This is a genomic window from Actinomycetospora flava (assembly GCF_037400335.1).
In the GTDB taxonomy this organism is placed as follows: domain Bacteria; phylum Actinomycetota; class Actinomycetes; order Mycobacteriales; family Pseudonocardiaceae; genus Actinomycetospora; species Actinomycetospora flava.
Genome location: NZ_JBBEGM010000011.1, coordinates 155,011 through 166,672, shown reverse-complemented (window position 1 = coordinate 166,672; position 11,662 = coordinate 155,011). Strand labels below are relative to the sequence as shown.

Below are 11,662 nucleotides of genomic sequence, written 5' to 3'. Positions count from 1 at the left end.
CCTCGGACGTGCCACTTTGGGTTTCCTGTCCGGGTTGATCGCGCTCCCTGACTCCGTTGTGTGACGACGGCGTTAATCGACATCTTCCCGCAGGAGGACGTGTGCTGAAGTACGCCGGTGTCGCGGCGGCCTCGAAGGGCTTCTCGGCCTCCGCCCCGGGACGCCGGCTCTACCGCAGGCTCGGCAACGTCGCGCTCGAGCGCAGCCGCCGGGCCGAAGGCCTCCCGCAGCGCTACCTCGACCGGGCCGAGCGGCTGCTCGCGCTCTGCGAGACCTACGACGTGCTCGCCCCCGGCGACCGCGTGCTCGAGCTCGGCACGGGCTGGGTGCACTGGGAGGCGACCGTCCTCGCCCTGCACCACGACGTGTCGGTGACGCTCTTCGACGTCTGCGACAACCGCCTGCTCGGCGCCTACCGGACCTACCTCGCGGGGTACCGCGCGCACCTCGCCGCCGCGCCCGACGGCGACGGCACGCGCCGCGCGCTCGACCGGCTCGACGCCGCGCTGGCCGCCGACGACTTCGCCGGCATCTACCGCGTGCTCGGCTTCGACCACGTCATCGAGCCGTCGGGGCACCTCGACGGGCTGGACGCGGGCGCCTACGCGCTGGAGGTGTCGGCCGACGTCCTCGAGCACGTGCCGGCCGGGATGCTCGCGGAGTACCTGGACGAGGCCCACGCGCTGCTGCGCCCGGGCGGGCACGCGATCCACCAGATCGACCTCGCCGACCACTACCACTACTTCGACCCCTCGATGTCGCCCAAGCACTACTACCGCTACTCGGACACCACGTGGCGGCGCTGGTTCGAGAACGACGTCCAGTACTTCAACCGGGTCCAGCGCCCCGAGTGGCGCGCGCTGTTCGCCGGGGCCGGCTTCGGGATGGTCGAGGACGACGACCGGTCCCTTCCGCCCGAGGAGCTGACCCGGCTCGACGCCGCGCCCACCGCGGCCCCGTTCGACGCGCTGAGCGACGAGGACCGCGCGTGCCTGCAGATGCTGACGGTGCACGCCGCGTGAACCTCACCGCCGCGGTCGTCGTCTGTGCCTACACCGAACGCCGCTGGGACGACCTGTGCGCCGCCGTGGACTCGGCGCTCGCCCAGGACCCCCGCCCCCGGGAGGTCGTGCTCGTCGTCGACCACCACGAAGGGCTCCTCGAACGCGCCCACCGCGAGCTGACCGCCGCGGTGACCGTGCTGGCGAACACCCGCCGCCGGGGGCTCTCGGGCGCCCGGAACACCGCCGTCGACCACGTGCGCGCGTCCGGTGGCGCCGACGTGGTGGCCTTCCTCGACGACGACGCGGCCGCCCGCCCCGGCTGGCTCGCCGCCCTGCTCGCGCCGTACGCCGACCCGGCGGTGGCGGCGGTCGGCGGCACCGCCGTGCCGCGCTGGCCGGGCGGGGACGCGCCGGCGGTGCTGCCCCCGGAGCTGTGGTGGGTGGTCGGCTGCACCTACACCGGCCAGCACCCGGAGCGGGGCGCGGTGGAGGTGCGCAACCTCATGGGCTGCTCGATGTCCTTCCGCCTCACCGCGCTGGACGCCGCCGGCGAGTTCGCCGAGGAGATGGGCCGCATCGGGACGGTGCCGCTGGGCTGCGAGGAGACCGAGCTCTGCCTGCGCGTGCGGCAGTACGTCCCCGGCGCGCGCGTGCTGCTCGAGCCCGCCGCGGTCGTCGACCACCGGGTCTCCGCCGACCGCACGGGCTGGTCGTACCTGGGGCGCCGCGCGCTGGCCGAGGGCCTGTCCAAGGCCGCGGTCACCCGCCGCGCCGGGACCGGGCGCGGCCTGGCGGCCGAGGCCGACTACACCCGCCGCGTCCTGCCCGTCGCGCTGGGCCGCGAGGCCCGGTCGGCGGTTGCGGCGCTCGCGGCCGGCGACCCGGCGGCCGCGCAGGACCGGGTTCGGGCGGGCGGCGCGATCGTGCTCGCCGTCGGGGCCGCGGGTGTCGGGTTCCTGCGGGGGCGGGCGGCCGAGACGGCGCCGCCCGAGCACCGGATCAGAAGCGGGGCAGGACGGCCGTGGCGTAGCCGGGCAGGTCGAGCGGGCCCGCCGTCGTGGCGACGGAGGCACTCTCCGCCGAGGAGTTGACCACCAGGACGCCGTCGGCGGCGCGGAAGCCGAGCAGCCGGGTGTCCGGGGAGCGGCCCACCTCGACCTCCCCGCGGGCCAGGCGTGGCGCGAGCCACGTCCAGGGCTCGGTGAGCGGGGTCGGGGTGCCGCCGGCGGCGGTGGCGACGTCAGTCCACAGGGCGGCGTGGCGCAGCGGCTCCCCGGCCTGGGGCTGCCAGAGCAGCGCGGTGTCGACGCCGCTGCGGGCGAACGCCGCGACCGCCTCGAGCGCCATCACCGCGCGCTGCGGCGTGTCCGACCGGGTCTCCGTGTCCGCCGGCTCCGGGTAGAACTCCGCCCACCAGATCGGCAGGTCGCTGCGCTCGCGCAGCCAGCGGGTGAGCGCCGCGAACCGGTCGACGCCCCGGGTCGGCGTCGTGATCAGCCCGGCGTCCTTGGTGCCGGTGCCGCCGTCGATCGTCAGGAAGTCGGCGCCGTCGTAGTGCGCGAGCCAGTACGACACGGCGTCGAGCGCCCGCCCGTCGGTGACGCCCCACGGTCCGCGCACGTCCGACGGCGTGCCGCCCCGCCCGTCCGCCGACCACGCGTCGAGGGGGACGTAGGGGCCGCCGACCAGGACGTCCGGGCGGACCTGCTTCACCGCGCGGTGGATGCGGTTGTAGAGGTCGGTGTACGCGGCGGCGTCCCACGTGTTGGTCGCGGCGTCGTGGAAGCCCTTGAACTCGTTCCACACCTGGACCGCGGCGACCTGCGGATACCGGGCGACGGCGTCGGCGGACAGGCGCGCGAAGTCGTCGAAGTGCTCCGGCTCCGGCGCGGTCTCGATTTCGGCCCAGTCGGTGGCGCCGGGCGCGCCGCCCTTCATCCAGTCCGGGGCGCCCGCCAGCGTGAGCACCGTGGTGCCGCCGGTCCCGGCGATCAGCCGCATGCGCGCGTCGAGGGAGGTCCAGTCGCGGACCCCGGGCGACGGCTCCGGGTTCTGCACGCCGAAGCCCATGAGGTGCTGGTTCTGCCAGCGGCCGGCGCCGCGCAGGATCTCGCGGCCGCGGGCCACGGCGGACGGGTCGCCGAAGGCGTCGAGGCTGTACTGCATGTGCGTCACGCCGAGCGACAGCGGGCGCTCCTGGGCCACCCAGCCCCAGTCCGGTCCCGGGGCCGTCGATCCCGCCCCGGCCCCGCACGACACGAGCACGACCACGGCCAGGACCAGGGCCGTGAGCAGGGGGCGCACGTGATCAGGATAGGGCCCCCTTACCCGGGATCGGCGTGATGATCGACGCTCCCCGTATCGGCATGCACACCCCATGCCGAATACGTAGGGCCGTTCGAGTGATGACTACTGGCTTCTCCGACGACCCGCTGTCACCGTCGGGACTCTCGGTGACCGAAGGAGCCCGCCATGACCGCCGACGTCCTCACCCGGCCCGTCGCCACCGTCGCGCGCCGCGGCCACGAGCACGACCGCTCCTGCTACTGGGACGTGTTCGCGTGCCGGTGGGCCGGTCCGGCGCACCCGGACCTCGCCGGACCGGCGTCCGTGCCGTCGCCCCGGCGCTCGCCGGAGGACTGAGCCCGTGATCGCTCCGAGTGCTCCGTCGACCCGACCTCACCGGGTCATCGGAGCACCTGGGGCGATCGACGCCGTTCAGCAGGTCGGATCGAGCGTTCGCCTCCAGCCCGTCGGACGCCTGCGCTAGCGTCGACGTCGTGACCGCGACGCATCCGGTCGGCCCCGGACCCGAGCCCCGGAACGCGCTCGCGCCCGGCGCACAACCCGCGGCGATCGCCGCCGCGCTCTGGCCGGAGGACCGGGAACGCTTCCTCGAGTCCTATGACCGCGAGCTGGGTCGGGCTCGCTCGACGCTGGACCTGACCTCGCTCTTCGCCACGCTCGAACAGTGGCGTGGGCTCGCCGCGATGCAGTCACGGCCCGACCAGTACCGCCGCGATCTCCGCCGGGCCGCCGAGCTCATCACCGGTGTGCCGAGCCCGGACGACGAGCCGATCGAGGTCACACGCGCCAAGGCCGGCGCCTAGGCCCAAGAACGATCTCGGTGTCCTACGAGCTCGAGCCGGAGGCCCTCGACGAGTTCCGGGCGAAGGTGGCCGAGCTGCCCGACGCCGTGCGGTCGGCGATCGAGGACGTGATCGCTGAGCTCGGCGCGCGACCGTGGCACAGCTTGCCGATGAACGAGGCCAACCCGAACGGCCAGTACCGCTTCGTCGCCGTCGACGTGGCCACCGGCTACGGCTTCGTCACCTTCGTGGTCCTCGAGGCGGAGCATCGGGTATCGATGGTCGACCTCGTCTGGTTCGCGTACGACTGATCCGCTGCTCAGGCCGCGACCGACCCCGTCGCGACGCGGCGGTGCAGGAAGTCGCGGATGATCGGCGCGACGTCGTCGAGGTGGCTCTCGAGCAGGAAGTGTCCGCCGTCGAGCAGGTGGACCTCGGCGTCCGGGGCGTCGGCCAGGAACGCCTCGGCACCCGCCGGGCCGAAGATCTCGTCGTTCCGGCCCCAGACCGCCAGCACCGGCACGCGGGTGACGCGCAGCATCTCGTGCAGCGCGGGGTAGAGCGGCGGGTTGGTCGTGTAGTCGGCGAACAGGCGCAGCTGGACCCGGTCGTTGCCCGGACGCGAGACGAGCGCGTGGTCGTGGTGCCACGTGTCGGGACTGACGACCTCGGCGTCGGGCACGCCGTGGGTGTACTGCCAGCGGATCGCCTCGAGCGACAGCGCGGGCCGGACGCCCGCCTCGGTCTCCGGGGTCTGCTCGCGGCCCCACGCCCACACCGGCGCCCAGAAGTCCTCGACGAAGCCCGCGTCGTAGGCGTTGCCGTTCTGGCTGATGATCGCGGTGATCGCGTCGGGGTCGCGGAGCGCGAGGCGCCAGCCGACGGGGGCGCCGTAGTCCTGCACGTAGATCGCGTACCGGGTGACGCCGAGCGCGGCGAGCAGCTCGGCGGTGAGGTCGGCGAGGGCGTCGAAGGAGTACGCGAACTCGTCGACCGGCGGGGCGTCGGAGAGCCCGAACCCGAGGTGGTCGGGGGCGATCACCCGGTAGGAGCCGGCGAGCCGCGGGATCAGCTCGCGGAACATGAACGAGCTCGTCGGGTAGCCGTGCAGCAGCACGACCACCGGGGCGTCCGGCGCGCCGGCCTCCCGGTAGAAGAGCGAGTGCCCGCGGACGGTGGCGTGACGGTGGCGGATCACGACTAACCTCTCACGTCGGTTTCAACGGTTAGTCAGGGACAGTGCCCGACGCCAACCGTTCTCGCAAGGGTGAGTGGTTAGGCTCGCTGGTGGTGGCGGGACGCCTTCACGCGGTTGCCGCACGTGGCCATCGAGCACCAGCGGCGGGTGCCGTTGCGCGAGGTGTCGAAGAAGTGCAGGACGCAGCGGTCGTGGGCGCAGCGGCGGATCCGGTCGGGCGCGCGCTCGACCAGGCGCAGGTAGTCCTCCGCCGCCGACCAGGCCGGGAGCCAGGCGGGGCTGTCCGCCTCGGCCCGGGTCACCGGGCCGCCCGGGCCGACCTCGCGGCGCAGCCGGCCGTGGCGCAGGACCTCGTTGAGGCCGTCGGCGGTGTCGCGGTCGACCACGTCGACCAGCGCGGTGCGGGCGCGGCGCAGCGCGGCGAGGGTCTCCTCGTCGGCGGGCCCGTCGAACCCGTGGCCCGCCAGCCAGGGCGCGAGGCCGTCGACGTCGGCGAGCAGGTCGCGCTCGACCTCGCCGTCGAGCCAGCGGGTGTTGAGCAGGTCGAGGGCCAGCGGCTCGCCGGTCAGCGGGCGGGGATCGACCGACATGGCATCGAGAGTAGCCACACCCCGGGCTCAGCGACCCGCGGCGAGCACTCCGCCGGACGGGAAGAGGTGGTGCTCGGCCACCAGCGCGAGGAACCGGCGCGCGAGCTGCGGGGACGCCGCGACGCCGGCGGGCACGGCGCCGCCCGTCTGCGCGTACGCGCGCCCGGCGAGCTGCTCGAGGAGCTCGGTGACGGGACCGTCGGCGGGTCCGGTCAGCCGCGCGAGCCGCGCCCCGCCGAGCGTGCGCTCCGCGTACTCCGGGAACACACCGGCCAGGAAGAGCGCGCCGTCGCCGATGCGCCGCCACACCCCGGGCTGCTGGTCGGCGGGGACGGCGGAGAGCAGGCGCGCGAGCGCCGGGAGGTCGAGCTCGTCCCACCGCTCCCGCCGCCGGCCCCACTCGTCGCGGCGCCACACGGCCCCGGAGGTCAGCCGGGAGTAGGAGGCGAGCAGCTCGGCCAGGTGCAGGCGGTGCTCGGGGTCGGCCGCGAAGGCCGCGAGCACCGGGGCGTCGAAGATCGGGACCCGGGTCCGCGGCGCCGTGCGGTCGGGCGTGTGCAGGCGCCCGACGAGGGCCCGGCTCGTCCGGTGCACCGCCGCGGCGAGCAGGAGGAACGGCGAGACGTGCCGGAACCGCCCGCCCTCGTCACGGCGCGCGGCGAGGACGGCGTCGGCCACCGCCGGCCGGTCGAGCAGGTCGAGCACGAGCTCGGGGCGCCGGCGCAGCGGCGCCACGCGGGTGGGCTCGCCGTCGGCGAGGGCCAGGAGGTCGCGGTCGGTCAGGTGCTCGCCGTAGCGGCGCCCGACGGCCTCACGCGCGTCCATCGCTCCATCATGCGGCGCGGCGCATGCTCAGGGCGAGGCCGATGTCCATCGCCCCGCGGAGCAGGAAGCCGAGCGCGATGAAGATCGCGAGCGTGCCGACGGCGGTGCCGGGGGACACGATGAGGATGAAGGCCACGACGATGCTGAGGATGCCGAGCACGATGTTCCACCACCGGTGGTCGCGCTCGGAGAAGCCGACCAGCAGGTCGTGCACTCCCGCCACGATGAACCAGAGGATCAGGCCCCAGACCAGCACGAGGATCCCGCCGCCGGGCTGGAAGAGCACGAGGACGCCCGCCACGAGCGCCAGGACACCGAAGGCGGCGAGCCACCCGCGTCCCGCGGAGCCGGTCTCGGCGCGCCAGGCGACCCCGATCTCGAGCGCGCCCTGGATGATCAGACCGATCCCCAGGGCGAACGCCACGCCGAGGAGGGCGAGTCCGGGGCGGAACAGGGCGATGATGCCGACGAGCACGCCGATGATCCCGGACGCGAGGATCCATCCCCACCCCCTCGACTCCCGACGCACGCCGACCGCACCCAGTGCGCTGCTCATCCCTGTCCCCTCCCGCCACACCGGTGATCAGGGCACATCGAATCGCCGTCGCGGCTCCGTGTCGAGAGGGCGCGCTTGACCGCACTGATGGGGTGAGTGCGTGAGCACGCGACTGCTCGACCCCGCGGACCCCACCGACGCCCATGCGGCGGAGCGTCTGGCGTCCGAAGCGGTGATCTGGCTGGGCACGGTGGCCCCCGACGGGCGGCCGCACACGGTGCCGGTGTGGTTCGCGTTCGACGACCCCACGGTGACGGTCTTCAGCCGCCCGGACACCGCCAAGGTCGGTCACCTGCGCACCCACGACCTCGTCACCGTCGCCCTCGACACCGCCGGCCAGGGCGCCGACGTCGTCACCGGCAGCGGGCGGGCGACGCTCTCCGAGCTCGGGAAGGTCGAGAAGGCGCTCGACGCGTTCGGCCGCAAGTACGCGCCGATGCTCGGCAGCCAGCCGCTCGACGCCTGGCTGATGACGTTCTCGCTGCCGATCGTCGTCACGCTCGACCGGTTCGTGGCGTGGCGGAACACCGCCGACGGGCTCGAGTACCGGTCGCTACCCTCCCGCGGGTGATCAACCGCCGGGCCGCACTGGTCGGGGCCGGCCTCACCGTGCTCGCCGGGTGCGCGCGGAGCGAGCCCCCGCCTCCCCCGTCGACGACCCTGTCCGAACCCCCCATGGCCCTCGCCGGGCTCGAGCAGCGCTCCGGGCGCCGGATCCGGCTGCTCGCCCTCGACACCGGCGGCGGCCGCGCCCTCGCCCACCGCGCCGACGAGCGGGCGCTGATGTGCTCGACGGCCAAGGTCCTCATCGTCGCCGCGGTGCTCGACCGCGCCCGCCGCGAGCCCGGGCTGCTGGACCGCACGATCCGCTGGTCGCGCGCCGACCTGCTGGACCACGCGCCGACCACCGCGCGCTTCGTCGAGAGCGGGATGACCGTCGCCGCCCTGTGCGAGGCCGCGATCGTCGTCAGCGACAACACCGCCGCCAACCTGCTCACCGGGGTCGTCGGCGGGCCTGCGGCGACCACCGCCTTCGTCCGCACACTCGGCGACACGACGACGCGGCTGGACCGGCTCGAGCCCGAGCTCAACGAGACCGCCCCGGGCGACGAGCGCGACACGACCACGCCCGCCGCGATGGTCGCCGACCTGCGGGCGCTCGTGCTCGGGGACGCCCTCGACCCCGCCGGTCGCGACCGGCTCACGGGCTGGATGGTCGGCGCCACCACCGGCACCGAGCAGATCCGCGCCGGGCTCCCCCGCGACTGGCACGTCGGCGACAAGACCGGCTCCGGCGCGCAGGGCGAGAACAACGACGTCGCCGTCGTCTGGCCGCCCGGCCGCGCGCCCTGGGTGATCGCGGTGTTCACGACGCCCTCGGATCCCACCAGCACCAACGGCAGGGCGACGATCGCGGACGCGACGCGGATCGCCACCGCCGCGCTGTGATCGCCACTACGGTGCGGTCATGGTCGACGGCGAACCGGTGCGGCTCCCGGCGGTGCGCTGGCTCTCGCCGACGGAGCTGATCCGCACCGGCGTGACGGTGATCCTGGGCAGCACCGTCGCGGCCTACGCCGACAAGCGCGACGTCATGGCCGGCACGACGTTCGCCCAGGACGTCTCGTTCCACGAGGTGGCGGACGACGAGCCGTTCTGGTTCGACTTCCTCTGCGACACCGGCGACGGCTTCCCCGCCATGGCGACGGTCGCGACGCTGCTCGGCGCCCCGGAGCTGACGGTCGACGGCGCGACGCTGCCGCGCGGGCGGGTGCTGCTGATGGGCGGCGACGAGGTCTACCCCGTGGCCGGCACGCTCGCCTACGAGCAACGGCTGGAGAGCCCGCTCGAGGAGCAGTTCGTCGCCGACCCGGACGGCGTCGTCCCGACCGTCTACGCGATCCCCGGCAACCACGACTGGTACGACGGCCTGACCGCGTTCCTGCGCGTGTTCTGCCAGGGCCGGCACGTCGCCGGGTGGAACACCGACCAGCGGCGCTCGTACTTCGCGCTGGGGCTGCCGCACGGCTGGTGGGTGCTGGCCATCGACATCCAGCTCGACACCTACGTCGACGCCACCCAGCTCGCGTGGTTCCGCGCCGTCGTCGCGCGGATCCCCGACGGCGACCGGCTCGTGCTGCTCACCGCGGCGCCCGCCTGGTACGGCGCGCAGGACGGCGACGACCGCTCGATGGACCGGCTCGCGTTCTTCCTGCGCGAGATCCTCGGCGACCGCGACCTGCCGATCCGGCTCGTGCTCACCGGCGACACCCACCACTACGCCGTCTACTCCCTCGAGCACCCCGACCGCGAGCAGGTGCTCGTCACCGCCGGGCACGGCGGGGCCTACACGTCGCCGACGCACTTCCTGCCCGACGAGCTCGACGTCACCACCGACCTCGCCGACCCCGGCCCGAAGCGCGCGACCGGGACCCACCGCTACGTCCGGCGCGCGGCGACCTTCCCGACCGTGCGGACCTCGCGCGCCGAGGCGTTCCGCGTGCTGTGGCGGCTGCCGCTGCGCAACGGCCTGCTGCTGCCGCTGCTCGTGCTGCTGCCCGCGCTGGTGATCGTGCCGTGGGTGCTCGGCGTGCCCGCGGTGTCGGTGATCGCCGCGGTGGCCGTCGCGGGCGGGTCGTACGCGTTCGTCGTCCCGCAGCGCGCCGGTCGCGTGCGGCGGATCGCCCTCGGGCTCGCGCTCGCGCTCCCGGAGCTGGCGGTGGCGATCGCTGCGACCGTGGTCGCCGCCCGGCTCGACGCGCCGCTCGCGACCGTCCTCGTGGTCCTCGCCGCCGGGCTGCTGTCGAGCCTCGTGCTGTCGACGTTCCTGCTGATCGCGGCGCGCGGGGCCAACCGCAACGAGCTGTTCGCCGCCCAGAGCATCGAGGACCACAAGGGCTTCCTGCGTCTGCGCGTCGATCCCGACGGGACGCTGACCCTCTACGCGCTCGGTGTGGGGACGGTGCCGCGGCGCTGGCGGTGGTCCCCCGGCGCCACGCCCCGCTGGACGCCGCGCACGCCCGTGGACGTGCACCTGGTCGACGAGCCGATCGTGCTGCGTCCCTAGTCGAGGACGAGCGTCATGTGCACGCTGTTCGGGTCCTCGGGGTAGTCGCCGAACGGGCCGCAGCGCACGAACCCGTGGCGCGCGTAGAGCCGCTGCGCGGGCGCGAAGTGCGCGGACGACCCGGTCTCGAGGGACAGGCGCCGGTAGCCGCGCCGGCGGGCCTCGCCGACGACGTGCCGCAGGAGCGCCCCGCCCACCCCGAGCCCCTGGTACGCCGACGCCGTGCGCATCGACTTGATCTCGCCGTGCGTCGCGTCGAGCTCGCGGAGGGCGCCGAAGCCGAGCAGGACGTGGTCGTCCCGGACGGTCCAGAAGGTGACGTCGGGGCGGCGCAGCGCGTCGAGGTCGAGCGCGTGCTTGCTCTCCGGCGGGGACGCCGCCCGCATGTCGTCGAGGTGCTCGGCGAGGAGCGCGGCGACCTCGGGGCCGGCGAGATCGTCAGCGTCGACCCTGACGATGCTGACGCCGCTCACCGGACGGGCGTGAGCTCGGGCCGCTTCGCGCCGAGGTCGTCGCCGCTGCTGCGGCCCTGGGCGCGGCGCTGCACCCACGGCCAGAGGTGCTCGCGCGCCCACCGGACGTCCTCGACGCGGCGGTGGCTCCACGTCGTCGGTGTCGCCGCGGGCCACGGCGCGTGCCAGTCGAGCTCGGGCGGCAGGCCGAGGACCTCGCTGACCCGCGCGGCGACCCGGGCGTGCCCGCCGGGGTTGAGGTGCAGGCGGTCGTCGGTGCGGGCGCGCATGTCCGACAGCGGCGGCATCACCCACAGGTCGACGAGGTAGGCGCCCTGGCGATGGGCGATCTCGCGGATGTGGTCGTTCATCGAGGCCAGGCGCTTGCCGATGAGGTTGAGCAACGGGCTCTCGCGGGTGTCGAACCCGGTGAACACCAGCACGTCGGCGCCGGTGGCCCGCAGCGTCGCGACCGCGCCCTCGAGGCGCTCGGCGAGCGCGGCGGGGTCGGCGCCGGGGCGCAGGAGGTCGTTGCCCGCGGCGCAGAGGCTGACGAGGTCCGGGCCCATGCGGACGGCCTCGGGCACCTGGGTGCGCACGATCGGGTCGAGCAGCAGCCCGCGCACGGCGAGGTTGGCGTACCGGAACCCCGGGTCGCGGCGGGCCATGGCGGCGGCGAAGCGGTCGGCCCAGCCGCGCTCGCGCCCGGTCGCCGGGTCCGGGTCGCCGACGCCCTCGGTGAAGCTGTCGCCGAGGGCGACGTACGAGCGCCAGCGCGTCGTGGTGTCGCGCGTGGTGTCGCGCGTGGTGGTGGCCTGCCGATCCCCCGCTCCGCTCACGTCCGGCGATTCTGCTCCCCGCCCCGATCTCGGGAACACCTG

General features: G+C 74.7%; 15 protein-coding genes. 8 read left to right on the top strand and 7 right to left on the bottom strand.

The window, feature by feature from the left end; translation table 11 throughout:
* The first annotated feature begins 101 nt into the window (after window positions 1-101).
* On the top strand, window positions 102-1,022 hold the full coding sequence (locus WCD58_RS24200) for an SAM-dependent methyltransferase (protein WP_337705645.1): 921 nt from the start codon (window positions 102-104) through the stop codon (window positions 1,020-1,022).
* The gene (locus WCD58_RS24195) at window positions 1,019-2,095 is read left to right on the top strand and encodes a glycosyltransferase family 2 protein (RefSeq protein WP_337705644.1); all 1,077 of its coding nucleotides are present in this window, start codon (window positions 1,019-1,021) and stop codon (window positions 2,093-2,095) included. Before WCD58_RS24200 ends, WCD58_RS24195 begins: the two co-directional genes overlap by 4 nt.
* Here WCD58_RS24195 and WCD58_RS24190 read toward each other — a convergent pair.
* On the bottom strand, window positions 2,004-3,308 hold the full coding sequence (locus WCD58_RS24190; protein ID WP_337705643.1) for a hypothetical protein: 1,305 nt from the start codon (window positions 3,306-3,308) through the stop codon (window positions 2,004-2,006). The two genes, WCD58_RS24195 and WCD58_RS24190, sit on opposite strands and share 92 nt — an antisense overlap.
* Window positions 3,309-3,476: 168 nt before the next feature.
* Between WCD58_RS24190 and WCD58_RS24185 the strand changes: the two genes are divergently transcribed.
* The 3 genes from WCD58_RS24185 to WCD58_RS24175 all read left to right on the top strand — a co-directional run bounded on the left by WCD58_RS24185 (window position 3,477) and on the right by WCD58_RS24175 (window position 4,404).
* Complete coding sequence (locus WCD58_RS24185) at window positions 3,477-3,647, top strand: hypothetical protein (RefSeq protein WP_337705642.1); 171 nt, start codon at window positions 3,477-3,479, stop codon at window positions 3,645-3,647.
* 137 nt (window positions 3,648-3,784) lie between these two features.
* Complete coding sequence (locus WCD58_RS24180) at window positions 3,785-4,114, top strand: DUF6247 family protein (RefSeq protein ID WP_337705641.1); 330 nt, start codon at window positions 3,785-3,787, stop codon at window positions 4,112-4,114.
* A 17-nt stretch (window positions 4,115-4,131) separates the two neighbouring features.
* The gene (locus WCD58_RS24175; protein WP_337705640.1) at window positions 4,132-4,404 is read left to right on the top strand and encodes a hypothetical protein; all 273 of its coding nucleotides are present in this window, start codon (window positions 4,132-4,134) and stop codon (window positions 4,402-4,404) included.
* Window positions 4,405-4,412: 8 nt separating this feature from the next.
* On the opposite strand, the gene WCD58_RS24170 is transcribed toward WCD58_RS24175, so the two are convergent.
* From WCD58_RS24170 to WCD58_RS24155, 4 genes are all read right to left on the bottom strand, one after another.
* Complete coding sequence (locus tag WCD58_RS24170) at window positions 4,413-5,288, bottom strand: alpha/beta fold hydrolase (RefSeq protein WP_337705737.1); 876 nt, start codon at window positions 5,286-5,288, stop codon at window positions 4,413-4,415.
* A gap of 80 nt (window positions 5,289-5,368) precedes the next feature.
* On the bottom strand, window positions 5,369-5,881 hold the full coding sequence (locus WCD58_RS24165; RefSeq protein WP_337705639.1) for a CGNR zinc finger domain-containing protein: 513 nt from the start codon (window positions 5,879-5,881) through the stop codon (window positions 5,369-5,371).
* A 27-nt stretch (window positions 5,882-5,908) separates the two neighbouring features.
* The gene (locus WCD58_RS24160; protein ID WP_337705638.1) at window positions 5,909-6,706 is read right to left on the bottom strand and encodes a hypothetical protein; all 798 of its coding nucleotides are present in this window, start codon (window positions 6,704-6,706) and stop codon (window positions 5,909-5,911) included.
* Between the two features lie 7 nt (window positions 6,707-6,713).
* Complete coding sequence (locus WCD58_RS24155; protein ID WP_337705637.1) at window positions 6,714-7,262, bottom strand: HdeD family acid-resistance protein; 549 nt, start codon at window positions 7,260-7,262, stop codon at window positions 6,714-6,716.
* A 100-nt stretch (window positions 7,263-7,362) separates the two neighbouring features.
* Here WCD58_RS24155 and WCD58_RS24150 point away from each other — a divergent pair, with 100 nt between their 5' ends.
* Genes WCD58_RS24150 through WCD58_RS24140 form a run of 3 tightly spaced genes read left to right on the top strand, consistent with a single transcriptional unit; the run spans window position 7,363 to window position 10,329 of the window.
* Window positions 7,363-7,833 carry a pyridoxamine 5'-phosphate oxidase family protein gene (locus tag WCD58_RS24150; RefSeq protein ID WP_337705636.1) on the top strand — a complete coding sequence of 157 codons (471 nt, stop codon included), beginning with the start codon at window positions 7,363-7,365 and terminating at the stop codon, window positions 7,831-7,833.
* Window positions 7,830-8,711: a class A beta-lactamase gene (gene bla / locus WCD58_RS24145; protein ID WP_337705635.1), complete on the top strand. Its 882-nt coding sequence runs from the start codon at window positions 7,830-7,832 to the stop codon at window positions 8,709-8,711. The genes WCD58_RS24150 and bla overlap by 4 nt, the downstream gene beginning before the upstream one ends.
* 19 nt (window positions 8,712-8,730) lie before the next feature.
* Window positions 8,731-10,329, top strand: coding sequence for a metallophosphoesterase family protein (locus WCD58_RS24140; RefSeq protein ID WP_337705634.1), 1,599 nt, complete (start codon window positions 8,731-8,733; stop codon window positions 10,327-10,329).
* Here the strand turns inward: WCD58_RS24140 and WCD58_RS24135 are convergent.
* Complete coding sequence (locus WCD58_RS24135; protein WP_337705633.1) at window positions 10,326-10,802, bottom strand: GNAT family N-acetyltransferase; 477 nt, start codon at window positions 10,800-10,802, stop codon at window positions 10,326-10,328. The two genes, WCD58_RS24140 and WCD58_RS24135, sit on opposite strands and share 4 nt — an antisense overlap.
* Complete coding sequence (locus WCD58_RS24130) at window positions 10,799-11,620, bottom strand: SGNH/GDSL hydrolase family protein (RefSeq protein ID WP_337705632.1); 822 nt, start codon at window positions 11,618-11,620, stop codon at window positions 10,799-10,801. The genes WCD58_RS24135 and WCD58_RS24130 overlap by 4 nt, the downstream gene beginning before the upstream one ends.
* Between the last annotated feature and the right edge of the window lie 42 nt (window positions 11,621-11,662).